We start from the raw sequence: 18,410 nt of genomic DNA on the forward strand, positions 1-18,410 counted from the left end.
TACGAAAGTAGCGAGGGTTTTTGCTTTGGGCCGCCGGTTTGTATTGATGTCCGTTGGCTCTGGCCCGATTCCTCATAAAACGGTCGATTACTTCATCTTTTCCACAGCCGCTCCTGTCGTGTCGCCCGATTATCGGGCTGTCTTGCATCTTTCTTTCATATCGCCCCTGAACCGCCCGCGCGCGGGCCTTGCCATCCCGGCAAGCGGCACAAGCTTGTGTTTTCCACAGGCCACATTCCCATTCCGACAAAATCGGGAAGATGATTTATCCACAGCTGTTCTTGCACCAAGCCGCCCGGCCGCCGCTTGATTCCCTATTCTTTCCTGCAGCGGGAAGTCACCGGCATCAACGTATCAAAGCATCAAAGCATCAAAGCATCATGCAGCAACTGCTCTGAAATGCACCAGCGCATTCAAGCCTTCAATCGATCCCCCTTTGTTGATCCGATTGCGCAAGCTGATGGTCGCCTGCATCGAATCGACAATCTCGCCGCAAATGGTCAGCCCCAATCCCCCCGCTGAAGAGACATTCGAGGAGAACGCCTTGAACACATTCTCCATCGCCTGATCATGAATTCCTTCGCCACTATCCCAGATCAGCAGCTCAGCCACGTCCTCACGTGCGCTGATGCGAATGCCGAGACGACCCTGTACCGGCGTGTGCCGGATCGCGTTATGCAGCAGGTTGGAAATCAACTCGCCAATCATCCACGGATGTCCCATCACCAGAATCTTTTCCCCCTCCAGTTCGAAGTCCAGATCCTTCTCCGCAATCAGCGGTGACAGGTCCACAGCCGTCTCGCGCGCCAGCATGCCAAGGTCGCAGACCTCCTGAGCTCCCCGACCGCGTATCTGTTCTACCTTCGCCAGCGACAGCAACTGATTGGCCAGCGTAGTGGCGCGTTCTACCGTGCCCGACATCTCCTGCCAGATCACCGGCGCCGGAGCATCGCCGCGCAAGCCTGATTGCAGCTGGGTCTTGAGCACGGCCAGCGGTGTACGCAACTGATGCGAGGCATTGGCCACGAAGCGTTGCTGATGATCGAGCAGACGTCGCAACCGAGTCATCAGCTGATTCAAGGCATCGATGAACGGTTGCAATTCACGCGGCGCCATCGGTGGCGCCACCGGTGACAGATCATCGGCCGGGCGCTCATCGAGCTGCCGACGCAGTGCATCCACAGGTTGCAGCGCGCGCCGCACCACATACAGGGTCACCGAGACGATCACCACCAAGAGCGCCGCCTGGCGAATCAGCGTTTCCCAGAAAATCTTGCGTGCCAGCGCACTACGGTTCTCCATCGTCTCGGCCACCTGCACCAGGGCCGCCCCCCGCGGATCATTGGTCACCACCGGCTGAAACAGCGCTGCCACCCTGACCGGCACCCCGTTGTAGGTGTCTTCATAGATATGCGCCAGCGCCGGATAGATAGCCGCCTTGTCTGCTTTTCCCTTGTAGGACGGCAGATCCTGGTCGCCCTCGAAGAACTTGCCATCCAGCCCGTCGATGCGATAGATCATCCGGCTCGAATAATCGGCCTCGTAAATCTCCAGCGCCGCATAAGGCAGCGACGCCTTGAGCTCGCCATTCTCGATGCGCAACAGATCCCCAATCGAATGTACCGACGCAATGAGCATGCGGTCATACGCCGTATTCACCGACTCCAGCGTATTGCGATAGAGCGAAAAGGAATCAATGACGATGAACAGCGCAATCGGCGAGATGATCCACGCCAGCAGATAGGCGCGTACCGAGCGTCGCCGCGAAAAAAGATGTGCCACCTCCTCAGCCCCCGCTACCCTGCTGCTGCCGATCCCGCAGCAGATAGCCCAGTCCGCGCAAGGTCATGATTTCCGCACCGGTTTCCATGAGTTTCTTGCGCACCCGATGCACCACCACCTCGATGGCTTCGAGCTGGGTATTTTCTTCCATCGGGAAGACCAGCCTGAACAATTTCTCCTTGGTCACCGCATGTCCCGGCTTGGCGATCAGCGCCTTCAACAGCGTATGCTCGCGCGGCGTCAGTTCAAGCGGTTCATCGTCGCAATAGAAAGCCCCCGAACCACGATCAAAGCGCAAGCGCCCGCACCGTTGCAGCCCGTCATCGGCATTGGAGCGTCGCCGCAGCAGCGCACGGATGCGCGCATCGAGCTCATCCAGATCAAAGGGCTTGGCGAGGTAATCATCCGCGCCGGCATTGAGTCCGACCACGCGATCGCCTACCGCGCCGCGCGCCGTCAACACGATCACCGGCGTGCCGATATCCTGCGAGCGTATGCGTTGCAACAGGTGCAGCCCGTCCAGTCCCGGAATATTGAGATCGAGCACCACCAGGTCGCCGATCCCATCCTTGATGTGCGAGAGCGCACTGATGCCATCGCCGCAATGCGTGACCTGAAAGCCGCGTCGCTCCAGTGCGCGCAGCAAGGCGCGCGACATGTCGATGTCATCCTCCACCAGCAGGATATGCATGATCTCCCGTGTCGTTATCGTTGTGCAGCCGCCTTTATACCGCCAAACCACGCCATGCGCGAGTCCCTTGCCGAGGTGCTTTGAAAGCAGATTGAAAGCCACTGGAAAGGCAGCTGCAAGGAAACCCCCTCCTTGGCCGCCGCGCCCGGTAGCAAAAGCCGTTCCCCTCGCCTACACTGCCGCACATCGCCAGACTCGCACCAGGCAACACCGCTGTGGCGACCGGCAACAAGACCAAAACCAACACCATCATCACCAGGAGACAGCATGACCCCACGTCTGATCAAGACTCTGTTGGCACTCGCCCTGGCCGCACCGGCCATCGCCTTTGCCCAGGACACCTGCAGCAATCGCGGCGACCTCGACCAGCAATACTGCGACGCCAATCACGACCTGACCGCCGATACCCCCACTGATCCCAAGAAGCTGAAGAATCCCAATACCCTGGTCTTCACCTTCACCCCCGTGGAAGATCCGGCCGTCTACGACAAGATCTTCAAGCCCTTCACCGACTACCTCTCGCAATGCACCGCCAAGAAAGTGGTGTTCTTCCAGGTACAGTCCAACGCCGCTGAAATCGAAGCCATGCGCTCGGGCCGTCTGCACGTCGGCGGCTTCTCGCCTGGGCCGACCAACTTCGCCGTCAACATCGCCGGCGCCGTGCCGTTTGCCGTCATCGGTGACGCCAAGGGTTATCAGGGTTATACCCTCAACGTGATCGTGCGCAAGGACAGCCCGATTCAGAAGATGACCGACCTCAAGGGCAAGAAGGTCGCCCACACCGCGCCCTCCTCCAACTCCGGCCACATGGCTCCGATGGCGCTGTTCCCCAAGCTGGGCGTGACGCCGGACAAGGACTACAAGATCATCTTCTCCGGCAAGCATGACCAGTCCATCCTGGGCGTGAACTCGGGTGACTATGACGCCGCCGCCATCGCCTCGGACGTGTTTGACCGCATGGTGGAACGTGGCGTCATCAAGGCCGAGAACTTCCGCGTCATCTGGCACAGCGAGAAATTCCCGACCCAGGACTTCGCCTATGCGCACGATCTGGAGCCGAACTTCCGCGACAAGATGCTCAAGTGCTTCTACGACTATCGCTTCACCGATGAACTGAAGAAGGCCTTCGCCGGTTCCGATCGCTTCTACCCGATCAACTACAAGAAGGACTTCGAGATGGTGCGCTTCGTCGCCCAGTCCGCCGGCGAATCCTTCAACCGCGCCGCCTACGACAAGCAAAGCGCCGGCAAGAAGTAAGTACCGCCGCATGGCATCCCTGATCGTTCAGGTCCGGATGCCGCAACCAGATCCAAGCACCAACATGCAGCACAGCCCCTGCTCCAGAGTAGGGGCTGCGGCCCGTCGCATCCTGCGCACTGCCGCAGCCGCAGAAAAATCCACAGAGAAAGCGCCTCCCATGTCACACGCCATCGAAATCCAGGGCCTGGTCAAGGAATACAAGCCCGGCCATCCCATCCTCAAAGGCATCGACCTGAAGATCGGCGACGCCGGCCTGATCGCCATCATCGGCCCCTCCGGCACCGGCAAGTCCACCCTGATCCGCTGCATCAATCGCCTGGTCGATCCCAGCCGTGGCGCGATCTGGTTTGAGGGGGAAGGCAAGCGCGTGAATCTGGCCGAGCTGCGTGGCCGCGCCCTCCGTGAGCAACGCCGTCACATCGGCATGGTGTTCCAGGAATACAACCTGGTGGAACGCCTTTCCGTGATGGAGAACCTGTTGTGCGGAAGATTGGGTTACGTCAATGCCTTCACTGCCTGGCGCCGCAATTTCGCCAAGGAAGACATCGCGCATGCCTTCGAACTGCTGGACACCGTGGGCTTGGGCAACTTCGCCAACCAGCGCGCCGATGCGCTCTCCGGCGGTCAGCGCCAGCGCGTGGGCATCGCCCGCGCGCTGATGCAGCGTCCGCGCCTGCTGCTGGCCGATGAGCCGACCTCATCGCTGGATCCAAAGACGTCCTTCGAGATCATCTCGCTGCTCAAGGAGCAGGGCCGTGCGCAGAAGATCCCGGTCATCGTCAACATCCACGATGTGGAACTGGCCAAGCGCTACGCCGACCGTATCATCGGCATGTCCGGTGGCCACGTGGTCTACGACGGCAATGCCGAGAACCTGTCCGACGATTTCCTCAAGCAGATCTACGGTGGCGAGGACTGGCTGGCATGACGACCTCCAACTCTTCCTCCAGCGCCCGCGTGAGCCTGGCCTTCAAGCCGCAGCTGGCTACCCGCGTGGTGATCTGGCTCATCGCCCTGTATGCGATCTATGCCGCCACGCAACTGGGTTTCTCCTGGGAGCGCTTCTCGTCCGGTCTCGGAAACGGTGCCAAGTTCCTGGGCCGCATGTTCCCGCCCGACCTCTCCAAGGGCGACATCCTCTGGGGCGGCATCAAGGAGACCCTGCAGATCGCCGTGCTGGCGTCGCTGTTCGGCATCCTCTTCTCGCTGCCCATCGGCCTCATGGGCGCACGCAACCTGATGCCCTCGTGGATCTCCTGGCCTGCGCGCGCGCTGGTGTCGGTGTGCCGCTCGCTGCATCCGGTGATCGTGGCCATCCTGTTCGTCAAGGCCGTGGGCTTTGGCGCACTGGCCGGTGTGCTGGCGCTGATCGTGGCCTCCATCGGTTTTATCGGCAAGCTCTTTGCCGAAGCCATTGAAGAGATCTCCATCAAGCAGGTCGAAGCCATCCGCGCCACCGGTGCGTCCTTCATGAACGTCATTCTCTTCGGTGTGCTGCCGCAGGTGATGTCGCGCTTTGTCGGCTTTTCCACCTACCAGCTTGACTCCAATCTGCGCAACTCGACGATGGTCGGCATCGTCGGTGCGGGCGGTGTGGGCGGCGTACTGTTCTCCGCCTTCCAGCGTTTCGATTACGACTTCGTGCTCACCATCCTGGTCACCATCATCACCATCATTGTCGTCGGCGAACTGCTGGCGAACTCGGTCAAGAAGGTCTTCAATGTCTGATACCGTCCTCTCCCGCCCCGCCGCGCTCAATCCGGCCGAGCGCGAATGGCAGCGCCACACGCCGCTGCAGCGCATCCTGCGCTTCACGGTGTGGCTGGTCATCGCGCTGGCCGTGGTGCAATCGCTGCGCTACATCGAGATCATCCCCGAGTTCCTCTACGATGCGCCCGAACAGATGAGCGACATGCTCGCCCGCATGTGGCCCATCGACTGGGCCTACTTCGGCAGCGATGTGAAGGCCGGGCTGATCGAAACCCTCCACATCGCGACCCTGGGTACCCTGCTCTCCATCGTGCTGGCCATTCCCTTTGGCCTGCTGGTGGCGCCCAACCTGACCCGCCATCGCGGTTTGAACCTGTTGGCCCGCATCGTGCTGGTGGCCAGCCGCTCGGTCAATTCGCTGGTGTGGGCCCTGTTGTTCCTGGCCATCTTCGGGCCGGGTCCGCTGGCCGGTACGCTGGCCATCGCCTTCCGCTCCATCGGCTTCGTCGGCAAGATGGCCGGCGAGACCATCGAGCAGATGCCGCGCGGCCCCATCGAAGCGCTGCAGGCTTCCGGTGCGAGCAAGTTCTCCGAGATCTGGTATGGCTACTGGCCACAACTCAAGCCCGCCTTCATGTCCATCGTGCTGCTGCGCTGGGACATCAACGTGCGTGAATCGGCCGTGCTGGGCATCGTCGGCGCCGGTGGCGTGGGCATGGTGCTCGATACCGCGTTGAACCTGTTCCAGTGGCCGCGCGTGGCGACGGTGCTGGTCTCCATCTTCGCCATCGTGATCGTGACCGAAGTGGTGGTCACGCAGATCCGCAAGCGCATCCTCTGATCGGAGCCCGCATGAAAGCACATGGCACGCAAGGCATCACCTATCCCCCGCAGTACGATGTGCTGGTAGTCGGCGGCGGCATCAATGGCGCTGGCATCGCCCGTGACGCCGCCGGGCGCGGCCTGTCGGTGGCGCTGTGCGAGCAGCACGACCTGGCGCAGCATACGTCGTCTTCCTCCAGCAAGCTCATCCACGGTGGCCTGCGCTACCTGGAACATTATGAGTTCGGGCTGGTGCGCAAGGCCCTGATCGAACGCGAAGTGCTCTTGCGCAGCGCCCCGCACATCATGTGGCCGCTGCGCTTCGTGATGCCGCATGACCAAGGGCAGCGTCCGGCCTGGCTGATCCGTTTGGGCATGTTCCTCTACGATCACCTGGCCCGACGCGAACTGCTGCCCGGCTCACGCGCACTGGATCTGCGCCGTCACGCCTCGGGTGCGCCACTGAAAGCACAGTTCACGCGTGGCTTCGTTTACTCCGATGGCTGGGTCGATGATGCGCGGCTGGTGGTGTTGAATGCGATGGATGCGGCAGAAAAAGGCGCGCACATCATGACCCGCACCCGCTGCGAATCGCTCACGCGTCAGGACAACGGCTGGCAAGCCGTGCTGCGCCAGGAAGATGGTCACGCCATGCAGGTGCGCGCACGTTGCGTGGTCAATGCGGCCGGCCCATGGGTGGCGCAATTCCTGGGCGATGCGGCGCATGTGCATTCGAGCAAGTCGGTGCGTCTGGTCAAGGGCAGCCACATCGTGGTGCCGCGCCTGTTCGAACACGATCACGCCTACATCTTCCAGAACCCGGATGGCCGCATCGTCTTCGCCATTCCTTACGAGCAGGACTTCACGCTCATTGGTACCACCGATATCGATTATCAGGGCCGGGTGGAAGACGTGGCCATTTCCGAGGGCGAGACGGCCTATCTGTGCCAGCTGGCCAACCGATATTTCGAACGGCCCATTACGCCCGCCGATGTCGTGTGGTCCTACTCGGGCGTACGCCCGCTGCTGGAAGATGCCGCCGCCGATGCCTCCGCCGTCACGCGTGACTACCAGCTCGATCTCAATACGCAAGGCGCCCCGCTGCTCTCCGTCTTCGGCGGCAAGATCACCACCTTCCGCAAGCTGGCCGAGGAAGCCGTGGACATGATCGCGCCGGTGCTGGGCAAGCAGCGCGGTGCCTGGACAGAACACGGCTGCCTGCCGGGTGGCGACCTGTATGGTGCGCAGCCGTCGAACCGCTCGGTGCGCCAGTTCGGTCAATACGTGCAGGGCTTGCAGCAGCAGTATCCGTGGCTGCCTGCCGCATTGTTGCAACGCTATGCGCGCGCCTATGGCAGCCGCACGCACGCGCTGCTGGAAGGAAGAAAGAACTTGGAAGAGATGGGAGAAGAAATCCTGGGCGGGCTCTATGTCGCCGAGGTGGACTACTTGCTGCGCCACGAATGGGCGACCAATGCCGCCGATATCTTGTGGCGCCGTTCCAAGCTCGGCCTGCATTTCCCCAAGGGCAGCGAGGCCGTACTGGACGCCTGGCTGGCCGCGCGGGGCGGCCAGTCTTCAGCTGAGGAACAACCCGCCGAAGCGGGCGAGTTGCTTCAGGCAGCCAGCAGGTAAGCACCCACGGCGGCAATACCGACGCCGCCGATGCGCACCACGCGGTCGGCCATCTGCTTGCCGGCGATCAGGCCGATGCCCAGACCGGCGGCATGCAGCAGTGCGGTGGCGGCGATGAAGCCAGCACCATACAGCGCGGCCGAGCTGCCGTGCGGCAGTTCAGCACCGTGCGCGTACCCATGGAACATCGCGAAGACCGACACCACCAGCGTGCTGCCCCACAGCGGCAGACGCACGGCAAAGGCGATCAGCAGGCCCAGTACGGCCACTGAGGCGGCGATACCGGTTTCCACGGCCGGCAGCTGCAGGCCGGCGAAGGCCAGCAAGGCACCGGCTACCATCATCAGCGGGAAGGCCAGCGGCAGTACCCACAGGGCGCGCTGCTTGCTCTGCGCGGCCCACAGGCCCACGGCCAGCATGGCCAGCAGATGGTCGATGCCCGAGAACGGATGCGCGAAGCCGGCGGCCATGCTGGTCGAGGCATCCATGGTCGAACCCGGATGGCCGGGGTGCGCCATTGCAGTGCCGGCTGCCAGTGCGGCGACGGCCAGAAGGCCCAGGCGGGCGCGGGTCTTGGTCGAGAGGGTCAACATGTTTTCTCCTTGGGCTGATACGGCAGATTCTTGATCGGGGAAATGACGGGGTTCAGGTTCAGTTCTTCGGCTTCTCGTCCAGCAAGCCCTGCTTGCGGATGTATTCGATGACCTTTTCCACCCCGTCGCCACTGCGCAGGTTGGTGAACACGAAGGGGCGTTCACCGCGCATGCGCTTGGCATCGGCCGCCATGATATCCAGATTCGCGCCCACATAGGGAGCGAGGTCGGTCTTGTTGATGATCAGCAGATCCGAGCGCGTGATGCCGGGGCCACCCTTGCGCGGGATCTTCTCGCCACCGGCCACGTCGATCACGTAGATGGTCAGGTCCGACAATTCCGGGCTGAAGGTGGCGGCCAGGTTGTCGCCGCCGGACTCCACCAGGATCAGGTCCAGGTCCGGAAAATCGGCGCTCATGCGGGCAATGGCTTCCAGATTGATCGAGGCATCCTCGCGGATGGCCGTGTGCGGACAGCCACCGGTCTCCACCCCCATCAGACGTTCTGCCGGCAGCGCATCGGCGCGCAGCAGGATTTCCATGTCTTCCTTGGTGTAGATGTCATTGGTGATGACGGCCATGTCGTAATGGTCGCGCATGCGCTTGCACAGCATTTCGCACAGTGCCGTCTTGCCGGAACCGACCGGGCCGCCGATGCCTACGCGCAGCGGATTGGAAGTTGCATTGCTCATGGTTGGTCTCTTGATCTCTTGGTCGCGTAAAAACGTAAATGGTATAAATAATTAAGAGCGATAGATGCGGCTATATTGCACCTCATGCTGCATCGACAGCAGCGACAGCCCCGGTGCCCAGTTGCACAGCTCGTCATCCTCCAGCGTGAGCGCGGTGGCCGCGGCCTTTTCCAGCTCCGGCTGCAACGACAGCAGGATGCGCTGCCCCGCCACCTGGCCCAGTGGCACGGTCTTCACGCAGGCCAGCACCTGGTTCTCGGCCCAGGCGAACAGCATGCCCAGCACCGCCGCCTCGCGCGGCACCTGCAGGGCCACCGTGGCAAAGGCCAGCGAGGTTGGCAGCGGCAGTTCCGGCTGCGCCTGCAGGATGGCCAGCAAGGCCTCATCGCCCAGCTTCAGGTCGGTCGCCAGTTTGCCCAGCGAATAGCCCATCTGAATGGTTTCGGCACGAAACTCGGACGTATCGCGGGCCGCGATGAAGCGTTCGGTCCACAACGTGACCTTTTCTGCATCACGGGCCTCGAAGGCTGCCACCAGCCGCGCAAAGATGGGGGCCTCGAAACGCGCCACCACCTCATGCAGCGCATGGCCGATCCAGGCGCGGGCCGTGGCTTCACTGCTCACGCGTCCACCCTCGATGGCCGCCTCCAGCCCTTGCGAATAGCTGTACGCGCCGATCGGCAAGGACGGGCTGCTCAGTTGCAGCAGATGCAGCAAGGCGGCAGCTTGCATGGGGTCAGCCCTCTTCCTTCTTGTCGCTCGGACGATGGATTTTCTGGCGCAGCGGAATCGGTGCCAGCGGATTGTGGTGATGGTCATCGCCATGATGGTGATGGCCGCCGCCATAGGCGCCCGCTTCCGGCTCGAAAGCCGCCAGCTCTTCAGTCACGCGCGCCCCCAGCCCTTCCAGCATTTCCTTCAACACCGGATCCTTGCGGATGCGCAGGAAACCGACGTTCCCTTCATGGCCCACATGCGCCTGGGTGTGACGATTGCCGAGGTGGAAGGCGCAACGCAGCAGCAGGTGCGCATCGGCTGCATCGACGCGATAGGTCGCTTCGGCCTTGGCGATGATCTTGACCACGCGGCCATCATCGCCGCGCAGCAGGTCGCCATCGCGCAGCACCGTACCGCGCACGGTGAACACCGCCACGTCTTCCCCCGAACGCAGGGTGGCACGCAGGCGGCTCTTCTCGCGCTGGTCATAGGGCAGTTCCAGTTCGCCGTCGATCTGCTCGGCCTGGGCTATCTTGGTATTGAGAGTGAGCATGAAAAAATCTAAAGAAAATCAGAACAGGAAATAGCGTTGTGCCAGCGGCAGCGAGACCGCCGGTTCGCACACCAGCAGCTCGCCATCAGCGCGCACTTCATAGGTTTCGGAATCGACTTCCATCTTCGGCGTGGCACCGTTGTGGATCATGTCGCGCTTGCGCAGGTTGCGCATGTTCTTCACGGCCACCACCGGCTTGTTCAGTTTCAGTTGTTCACCGATGCCGGCATCGAAGGCCGCCTGCGAGACGAAGGTCATCGAGGTCTTCAGTCCACCGCCATAGGCACCGAACATCATCCGGTAATGCACCGGCTGCGGGGTCGGGATGGAGGCATTGGGGTCACCCATCTGGGCGGCCGCGATCATGCCGCTCTTCAGAATCATCGAGGGTTTGGCCCCGAAGAAGGCCGGCTTCCACAGCACGATGTCGGCGATCTTGCCCACTTCCAAGGAGCCCACCACGTGCGCGATGCCGTGGGTGATGGCCGGGTTGATGGTGTACTTGGCGATGTAGCGCTTGATGCGGAAGTTGTCGTTGCGCGACGTGTCTTCCTTGAGCGAACCGCGCTGCACCTTCATCTTGTGCGCGGTCTGCCAGGTGCGCATGATCACTTCACCCACGCGGCCCATGGCCTGCGAGTCAGACGACATCATCGAGATCGCACCGATGTCATGCAGGATGTCTTCGGCGGCAATGGTCTCGCGGCGGATGCGCGATTCGGCAAAGGCGATGTCTTCGGCGATGGCCGGGTCCAGGTGATGGCAGACCATCAGCATGTCCAGGTGTTCGTCCAGCGTATTGACCGTGAAGGGACGCGTCGGATTGGTCGAGGACGGCAGCACGTTGCCCTCGCCCACCGCCGCGATGATGTCCGGTGCGTGGCCGCCGCCCGCACCTTCGGTGTGGAAGGTGTGGATGGTGCGGTCCTTGAAGGCCGCCAGCGTGTGCTCCAGGAAACCGCCCTCATTGAGCGTATCGGTGTGGATGGCCACCTGGATATCCATGCGATCGGCCACCGTCAGGCAGTTGTCGATGGCCGCCGGGGTCGAGCCCCAGTCCTCGTGCAGCTTCAGGCCGATGGCTCCGGCGCGGATTTGCTCTTCCAGCGGCAGCGGCAGGCTGACGTTGCCCTTGCCGAGGAAACCGAGGTTCATCGGGAAGGCGTCCGCTGCGGCCAGCATGGAATGGATGTGCCAGGGGCCGGGCGTACAGGTGGTGGCGGCCGTGCCGACGGCCGGACCGGTGCCGCCGCCCAGCATGGTGGTGACGCCGCTCATGAGGGCTTCCTCGATCTGCTGCGGACAGATGAAGTGGATGTGGCTGTCGATGCCGCCGGCGGTGACGATCATGCCTTCACCGGCGATGATTTCGGTCGCCCCGCCGATGGCCATTGTCACACCGGGCTGGATGTCGGGATTGCCGGCCTTGCCGATGCCGGCGATCTTGCCGGACTTGATGCCGATGTCGGCCTTGACGATGCCCCAGTGATCGACGATGAGCGCATTGGTGATGACGGTATCCATCACCTCGGCATGGGCGCGCTGCGACTGGCCCATGCCGTCGCGGATCACCTTGCCGCCGCCGAATTTGACTTCCTCGCCATAGACCGTGTAATCCTTCTCCACTTCCAGGAACAGCTCGGTGTCGGCCAGGCGCACGCGGTCGCCGACGGTGGGGCCGAACATTTCGGCATAGGCCGAACGGGAGATCTTGCTCATTTGGTTTGCCCCTTCTTGTCGTTGCCGTGCTGGGCCTTCAGCTTGCCCATCACCAGTGCATTGAAGCCATAGACGCGGCGCTCCCCTGCCAGCGCCACCAGTTCCACCGTGCGTTCCTGTCCGGGCTCGAAGCGCACTGCGGTCCCGGCTGCGATGTTCAAGCGCATGCCATAGGCCGCTTCACGTTCGAAGCGCAGTGCCGGATTGGTTTCGTAGAAATGGAAGTGGGAGCCGACCTGGATAGGACGGTCGCCGCTGTTGGCCACCGTCACCGTTACGGTGGGGCGGCCGACGTTGAGTTCGATGTCGCCGGGTTCGACCAGCATTTCGCCTGGAATCATGACGCGCTCCTCAAGGAATCGGATGGTGGACGGTGACCAGCTTGCTGCCGTCGGGGAAGGTGGCTTCGACCTGGATATCGGGGATCATCTCGGGCACGCCTTCCATGACGTCGTCACGGGTCAGGATGGTGGTGCCCTCGGACATCAGCTCGGCCACGGTCTTGCCATCGCGCGCGCCTTCCATGATGGCGGCGGTGATCAGCGCCACCGCTTCCGGATAATTGAGCTTGAGGCCACGGGCCTTGCGGCGCTCGGCCAGCAAAGCGGCGGTGAAGATGAGCAGCTTGTCTTTTTCTCTGGGTGTCAGTTCCATGTGAGCTCCTGGCCGTTTGGTGGCCTTCAGTTTCTATAACGTAGGGCGAGGCTTGATTCAGTTTTCCTGATGCAGCTTGTTACGTCGTGTTCATGTATTCCAGATGCGTGGAATGGCGGCTTGCTTGCCGGTGACGGCCGGACGCAGCACATGCCAGGCCGCATGCAGCCACTGCCGCGCCACCAGGCTGGATGGCCCCATGTAGCGCGCGATCAGTACCTGCTTCATCAGCGTGGCACCGCTGCGTCCTTCCAGCTGCAGGGCAGCGATGCTCTCGCGCAGTCGGCCCAGGAGCGCCGCATCCATGCCATCGCCCACGGCGATCAGGGTGCCGCAGATGGTCTGCCCATCCAGCGCCAGCGGGCCTTGCATGGCACCCGCCTCGGCTTGCAGGCGACCCTGCTCGAACCATACCAGCTTGCCGCCACGGCGGATGCTGGTGCGCTGGCTGACGGCACCGGTGTTGAAGGTTTCGCCCGAAGCGGTGCGGCCAAAGCAAAGGATTTCCGCACCCAGGTAAGCCGCGTCGGCGGCCAGGGTCACTTCATGTTCCATGCGCACGTCGGCCCCATCGAAGAAGATGGTTTCCTGCGGCAGCCATTCCAGCGTGGCCCCTGCTACCGCATCGAGCCTGACGGCCTGGCGTGATGACTGGCCGTTGGCGCGATACCACTTGCCCGCACCGGGCGTGGTCAGCAGCGCATGGGCGCGTTCGCCCACCTCAGCGGTGATCGAAAGCTGGTCGCCACCGACGATGCCGCCCGGCGGATGGACGATGATGGCGTGGCAGATGGACGGGTCTTCGGGATAGAGCGGCTTCTGCACGCGCAGGGGGCCGAAGTGCTGGCGGTGCATGAGGCGCGTGGTGCCTTTGTCGTCGGCAAAGCCCAGCGCCAGGCGTGCCTGGTCCGGCGCATGCCGCAGGGGCGCGCCTGGTGTCGCGGGGGCCGGCATGCTGGCGGGTTCCGGATGGCCGGGGAGTCGTTTCATACCTGGTTCTTCATTGCGTGGAAGGCGGCGTGTGCAAGCGGACAGCCTGGCCGCGAACATGCGACTTTATAGCAGACCCGCTGCAAACGCGCAGCCTTCCTTTGCGACGGTATCAGACCGCCAGATGCTTCTTCACGTCCTCGCCATCCATCTGGTCCTGGGTACCGGCCGCGACCACTTCGCCGCGCGACATCACCACGAAGGTATCGGCCAGTTCGCGGGCGAAGTCGAAATACTGCTCGCACAGCAGGATGCCGATGTCGCCGCGCTGGCGCAGCAGGCTGATGACGCGACCGATGTCCTTGATGATGGAAGGCTGGATGCCCTCCGTCGGTTCATCCAGGATGATCAGCTTGGGCTCGGCCAGCAGCGCCCGGGCAATGGCCAGCTGCTGCTGTTGGCCGCCGGAAAGGTCGCCGCCGCGCCGATGCAGCATTTCCTTCAACACCGGGAAGAGTTCATAGACCTCGCCCTTGATGGTGGAGGCACGGCGGCCCGAGAGCGTGGCCATGCCCATGAGCATGTTTTCCTCCACCGTCAGGCGCGCGAAGATCTCGCGTCCCTGCGGCACGTAGGCGATGCCCAGCTTGGCGCGCTGGTGCGGCTTGAGACGGGTGATGTCCTGGCCTTCGAAGCTGACATTGCCCTTGGCCACCGGCAGCACGCCCATCAGGCATTTCAAGAGCGTGGTCTTGCCCACGCCGTTGCGGCCCAGCAGGGACAGGACTTTGCCCTTCTGCACATCGAGCGAGACGCCGCGCAGGGTATGCGCCGCGCCGTAGTACTGGTTCAGTTCATTGACTTGCAGCATGGATGATGGTCTCCGCTCTTATCGTCCCAGGTAGACTTCGATGACGCGCTCGTTGGATTGCACCTGGCGCATGTTGCCCTCGGCCAGTACCGATCCTTCGTGCAGCACGGTCACCTTGCCACCCTGGGCGATCTCCTCGACGAAGCCCATGTCGTGTTCCACCACCATGATGGAATGCTTGCCGCGCAACTCGTTCAACAGCTCGGCGGTGCGTGCGGTCTCGGCGTCGGACATGCCGGCCACCGGTTCATCGAGCAACAGCAATTGCGGTTCCTGCATCAACAGCATGCCGATTTCCAGCCACTGCTTCTGGCCGTGCGAGAGCAGGCCGGCCACGCGATGCTCCTGGCCGTTCAGGCGGATCAGCTTGAGGATTTCCTCGATCTTGCCGATCTGCTCCGAAGACAGGCGCGCAAAGAGCGTGGTCTTGACGCGCTTGTCCATCTTCATCGCCAGTTCCAGGTTCTCGAACACGGTGTGCTGCTCGAACACGGTCGGGCGCTGGAACTTGCGGCCGATGCCCGCATGCGCGATCTCGTATTCGGTCATCTTGGTCAGGTCGATGGTCTGGCCGAAGAAGGCGGTGCCGGCGGTAGGCCGGGTCTTGCCGGTGATGACGTCCATCATCGTGGTCTTGCCTGCGCCATTGGGACCGATGATGCAGCGCAGTTCACCCACCGAGATATCCAGGTTCAGGTTGTTGATGGCCTTGAAGCCATCGAAGGAGACCGTGATGTTTTCCAGATAGAGGATGGCACCGTGGGTGGTATCGACGCCCTCGGGTTTGATGCGTTCGTAGGATGCACCGTGGTCGGCGCGGGGCGTGTCGACATTGCCGCCCAGGCCGCCGATGCCTGCCGGGTTTTTCCCGGGTTCGACTGCACTCATGCTGCCTCCTTGGATGCGCTGCCCTCAGCGGGCGCGGCATCGCGTTTCTTGAATTTCTGCGCCAGGCCCAGGATGCCCTGCGGCAGGAACAGCGTGACCAGAATGAAGATCAGCCCCAGCGCATACAGCCACAGGTCCGGGAAGGCGGCCGTGAACCAGCTCTTCAAACCATTGACGGTGAAGGCACCGATGATGGGGCCGATCAGCGTGCCACGCCCGCCCACAGCCGCCCAGATCACCATCTCGATGGAATTGGCCGGCGACATTTCGGAGGGATTGATGATGCCCACCTGCGGCACGTACAGCGCACCGGCGATGCCGCAGATCACGGCCGAGAGCGTCCACACGAAGAGCTTGAACCACAGCGGGTTGTAGCCGATGAACATGAGGCGCGATTCGGAATCGCGCACGCCCTGCAGCACGCGGCCCAGCTTGGAGGTGACGATCATGCGACACAGCACCAGCGCACCGAACAGCAGCGCCAGCGTTACCAGGTACAGCACCGCCTTGGTGGCCGGTGCGGTGATGGTGAAGCCCAGGATGCGCTTGAAGTCGGTGAAGCCGTTGTTGCCGCCAAAGCCGGTATCGTTGCGGAAGAACAGCAGCATGAAGGCGAAGGTCATGGCCTGCGTGATGATGGAGAAATACACGCCCTTGATACGCGAACGGAAAGCGAAGTAACCGAACACGAAGGCCAACAGACCCGGGACCAGCACCACCAGCAGCATGGAGAACCAGAAGTGATCCGTCATCCACCAGTACCAGGGATAGGCCTTCCAGTTCAGGAACACCATGAAGTCCGGCAGGTTGCTCTGGTACACGCCGTCACGGCCGATGGCGCGCATCAGGTACATCCCGTGGGCGTATCCGCCCAATGCGAAGAAAACGCCATGACCCAGCGAGAGGATGCCCGTATAGCCCCACACCAGGTCCAGTGCCAGCGCAGCCATGGCGTAGCACATGAACTTTCCTACCAAAGCGACGGTGTAGGAGGAGACGTGCAGGCTGCTTCCGGCGGGGAACAGCAGGTTGCAGACCGGCAGCAAGGCCAGCACGATGGTGCAGATGACGATGCCGGTCCAGGCCGGACGATTGAACAGCGAGGGGCGCATGATCATGGTGCTCATTCCACGCTCCTTCCCTTGAGTGCGAAGAGGCCTTGCGGACGCTTCTGGATGAATACGATGATGAAGACCAGGATGGCGATCTTGGCCAGCACGGCACCGGCCACCGGCTCCAGGAATTTGTTGACTTCGCCCAGGCCGAAGGCAGCGATGACGGTCCCGGCCAGCTGACCCACGCCACCCAGCACCACCACCATGAAGGAATCCACGATGTAACCCTGTCCCAGGTCGGGGCCGACGTTGCCCAGCTGCGAGAGCGCCACGCCACCGAGACCGGCGATGCCGCAACCGAGGCCGAAGGTCATCATGTCGATCTTGCCGGTGGACACGCCCACGCAGTCGGCCATGCGGCGATTCTGCGTGACGGCCCGCACGAACAGACCCAGGCGGGTCTTGTTCAGGATCAGCCAGACCGCGAACACCACGAACAGCGCAAAGAACACGATCACGATGCGGTTATAGGACAGCACCAGTGAACCCAGCACGGTGACGCCACCCGACATCCAGCTCGGATTGGCCACTTCCACGTTCTGCGCGCCAAAGATGGAGCGCACGCATTGCATCAGCATGAGGCTGATACCCCATGTACAGAGCAGGGTTTCCAGCGGACGGCCATAGAGCCAGCGGATCACCAGCCGTTCCAGCGCAATGCCCACTGCCGCGGCCACGATGAAGGCCGCCGGCAGGGCCACGACCAGATAGGCATCGATGGCACCGGGGAAGAACTTGCGGAACACCAGCTGGCACACATAGGTGGTGTAGGCGCCGATCATCAGCAGTTCACCGTGGGCCATGTTGATGATGCCCATGAGACCAAAGGTGATGGCCAGGCCCAGTGCGGCCAGCAGCAGCACGCTGCCCAGCGAGATGCCATAGAACAGCTTGCCGGCGAAGTCGACGATGGCCAGGTGGCGGTCCAAAGCGGAGAGGGTGCGCACCGCTTCCACGCGTACGCCTTCATCCGGCTCCACGTAGGAGCCATCGGGATTCTTGGCCAGCATGTTTTCCAGGACCGGCTTGAGCGACGCATTGGTCGTCTCGGCCAGTTTCCTGACCGCAGCGCGGCGTGCAGCCGGATCGGGGGAATGCAGGTTGGCGGTGGCCTGTACCTGCTGCAGCACGTCCTTGATCTGCGCATCGTTTTCCTTGGCCAGCGCCTTGAGGATCAGCGGCATCTGGGCCGGATCGGCATTCCTGAGCAGATCATTGGCAGCGGCCAGGCGCTCATCGCGTTGCGGCGAGAGCAGCTTCAGTCCCGAGAGCGCACCCTCGACGGCACCGCGCAGGCGGTTGTTGACGGTGATGCCTTCGGCGTCATCGGGTGCGGGGCCGCTCTTGTCGGTGGCCGGGTTGAAGGCCTGGCCGGCATCATCGACGATGAGGATGTCACCGGCAGGCGTGACATAGAGCGCGTCGCTGTTCAAGGCGTTGAGAATCTTGAGCGCGTCGTCGTTGGCCAGCGCGGCAATCTGGTTGACGGCGTCGATGCGCGCGTCGGGGTCGTCTCCGCCAAGGGGCTTGAGCAGAGCCGGATCGATGGCTGCGAACGCCCCGAGGGCGTGCACGCAAAGCCAGGTCGCGAGCAGCCCGCGTAGGAACTGGATGGCTGGTTTCATGGTCGGTGTGCGCCTCGAAGCGCGGGCCGGGCTGCTGCGGCCGGGGCGAGTCGTCGGGCGGTTTTCTTGTGGAGGGAAATGCGTGGGGCGGACGGAGCGCCTTGGATACGCCGCGCAAGCTGCGTATCGAAGGCGCTCCGAAGAACGCCATCAA

The 18,410-nt window shown here is 62.7% G+C and carries 20 protein-coding genes; 6 read left to right on the forward strand and 14 right to left on the reverse strand.

The features are described 5' to 3' along the window. The coding region (locus ACODSZ_RS21630; RefSeq protein WP_488928513.1) for a hypothetical protein at positions 1–310 on the forward strand (310 nt) is incomplete at its 5' end. 68 nt (positions 311–378) lie between these two features. Here ACODSZ_RS21630 and ACODSZ_RS21635 read toward each other — a convergent pair. Both ACODSZ_RS21635 and ACODSZ_RS21640 read right to left on the reverse strand, forming a co-directional pair. Continuing rightward, entirely contained in the window at positions 379–1,782 is a 1,404-nt protein-coding gene (locus tag ACODSZ_RS21635) for a sensor histidine kinase N-terminal domain-containing protein (protein ID WP_175344950.1), read from the reverse strand. A 4-nt stretch (positions 1,783–1,786) separates the two neighbouring features. Then, complete coding sequence (locus ACODSZ_RS21640; protein WP_241821848.1) at positions 1,787–2,473, reverse strand: response regulator transcription factor; 687 nt, start codon at positions 2,471–2,473, stop codon at positions 1,787–1,789. Between the two features lie 267 nt (positions 2,474–2,740). On the opposite strand from ACODSZ_RS21640, the gene phnD reads away from it, so the two are divergent. The 5 genes from phnD (at position 2,741) to glpD (ending at position 7,900) form a co-directional block, all read left to right on the forward strand. Further along, complete coding sequence (gene phnD, locus ACODSZ_RS21645) at positions 2,741–3,730, forward strand: phosphate/phosphite/phosphonate ABC transporter substrate-binding protein (protein ID WP_175344948.1); 990 nt, start codon at positions 2,741–2,743, stop codon at positions 3,728–3,730. Between the two features lie 160 nt (positions 3,731–3,890). Then, complete coding sequence (gene phnC / locus ACODSZ_RS21650) at positions 3,891–4,661, forward strand: phosphonate ABC transporter ATP-binding protein (RefSeq protein ID WP_013236645.1); 771 nt, start codon at positions 3,891–3,893, stop codon at positions 4,659–4,661. Then, complete coding sequence (gene phnE / locus ACODSZ_RS21655; protein ID WP_175344947.1) at positions 4,658–5,461, forward strand: phosphonate ABC transporter, permease protein PhnE; 804 nt, start codon at positions 4,658–4,660, stop codon at positions 5,459–5,461. Before phnC ends, phnE (ACODSZ_RS21655) begins: the two co-directional genes overlap by 4 nt. Continuing rightward, positions 5,454–6,284, forward strand: a complete 831-nt coding sequence (gene phnE, locus ACODSZ_RS21660) for a phosphonate ABC transporter, permease protein PhnE (protein ID WP_008333743.1) — start codon at positions 5,454–5,456, stop codon at positions 6,282–6,284. Before phnE (ACODSZ_RS21655) ends, phnE (ACODSZ_RS21660) begins: the two co-directional genes overlap by 8 nt. Before the next feature lie 11 nt (positions 6,285–6,295). Continuing rightward, a complete protein-coding gene (gene glpD, locus ACODSZ_RS21665) occupies positions 6,296–7,900 on the forward strand; it encodes a glycerol-3-phosphate dehydrogenase (RefSeq protein ID WP_488928514.1) in 1,605 nt (534 codons plus the stop codon). On the opposite strand, the gene ACODSZ_RS21670 is transcribed toward glpD, so the two are convergent. The 12 genes from ACODSZ_RS21670 to urtB form a co-directional block, all read right to left on the reverse strand. Then, on the reverse strand, positions 7,882–8,493 hold the full coding sequence (locus tag ACODSZ_RS21670; RefSeq protein ID WP_175344944.1) for a HupE/UreJ family protein: 612 nt from the start codon (positions 8,491–8,493) through the stop codon (positions 7,882–7,884). The genes glpD and ACODSZ_RS21670 overlap by 19 nt on opposite strands. Positions 8,494–8,551: 58 nt before the next feature. Beyond that, a complete protein-coding gene (gene ureG / locus ACODSZ_RS21675; protein WP_008333732.1) occupies positions 8,552–9,184 on the reverse strand; it encodes an urease accessory protein UreG in 633 nt (210 codons plus the stop codon). Positions 9,185–9,235: 51 nt separating this feature from the next. Beyond that, on the reverse strand, positions 9,236–9,916 hold the full coding sequence (locus tag ACODSZ_RS21680; RefSeq protein WP_175344943.1) for an urease accessory protein UreF: 681 nt from the start codon (positions 9,914–9,916) through the stop codon (positions 9,236–9,238). Positions 9,917–9,920: 4 nt separating this feature from the next. Continuing rightward, on the reverse strand, positions 9,921–10,454 hold the full coding sequence (ureE, locus tag ACODSZ_RS21685) for an urease accessory protein UreE (RefSeq protein ID WP_241821852.1): 534 nt from the start codon (positions 10,452–10,454) through the stop codon (positions 9,921–9,923). Between the two features lie 18 nt (positions 10,455–10,472). Further along, positions 10,473–12,173 carry an urease subunit alpha gene (gene ureC / locus ACODSZ_RS21690; protein WP_175344942.1) on the reverse strand — a complete coding sequence of 567 codons (1,701 nt, stop codon included), beginning with the start codon at positions 12,171–12,173 and terminating at the stop codon, positions 10,473–10,475. Then, a complete protein-coding gene (locus ACODSZ_RS21695) occupies positions 12,170–12,514 on the reverse strand; it encodes an urease subunit beta (protein WP_175344941.1) in 345 nt (114 codons plus the stop codon). The genes ureC and ACODSZ_RS21695 overlap by 4 nt, the downstream gene beginning before the upstream one ends. A 10-nt stretch (positions 12,515–12,524) precedes the next feature. Then, positions 12,525–12,827 (reverse strand): urease subunit gamma, encoded by a 303-nt coding sequence (locus ACODSZ_RS21700; RefSeq protein WP_008333723.1) that lies wholly within the window; start codon positions 12,825–12,827, stop codon positions 12,525–12,527. 90 nt (positions 12,828–12,917) lie between these two features. Beyond that, positions 12,918–13,817 (reverse strand): urease accessory protein UreD, encoded by a 900-nt coding sequence (locus ACODSZ_RS21705; RefSeq protein WP_488928515.1) that lies wholly within the window; start codon positions 13,815–13,817, stop codon positions 12,918–12,920. A gap of 112 nt (positions 13,818–13,929) precedes the next feature. Then, complete coding sequence (gene urtE / locus ACODSZ_RS21710; RefSeq protein ID WP_008333719.1) at positions 13,930–14,628, reverse strand: urea ABC transporter ATP-binding subunit UrtE; 699 nt, start codon at positions 14,626–14,628, stop codon at positions 13,930–13,932. An 18-nt stretch (positions 14,629–14,646) separates the two neighbouring features. Then, positions 14,647–15,516 carry an urea ABC transporter ATP-binding protein UrtD gene (gene urtD, locus ACODSZ_RS21715; RefSeq protein ID WP_008333717.1) on the reverse strand — a complete coding sequence of 290 codons (870 nt, stop codon included), beginning with the start codon at positions 15,514–15,516 and terminating at the stop codon, positions 14,647–14,649. Then, complete coding sequence (gene urtC / locus ACODSZ_RS21720) at positions 15,513–16,643, reverse strand: urea ABC transporter permease subunit UrtC (RefSeq protein WP_299534868.1); 1,131 nt, start codon at positions 16,641–16,643, stop codon at positions 15,513–15,515. Before urtC ends, urtD begins: the two co-directional genes overlap by 4 nt. Continuing rightward, complete coding sequence (gene urtB, locus ACODSZ_RS21725) at positions 16,640–18,256, reverse strand: urea ABC transporter permease subunit UrtB (RefSeq protein ID WP_175344939.1); 1,617 nt, start codon at positions 18,254–18,256, stop codon at positions 16,640–16,642. Before urtB ends, urtC begins: the two co-directional genes overlap by 4 nt. Positions 18,257–18,410 lie beyond the last annotated feature (154 nt).

The sequence above is a fragment of the Herbaspirillum sp. FG34 genome, from assembly GCF_057809315.1.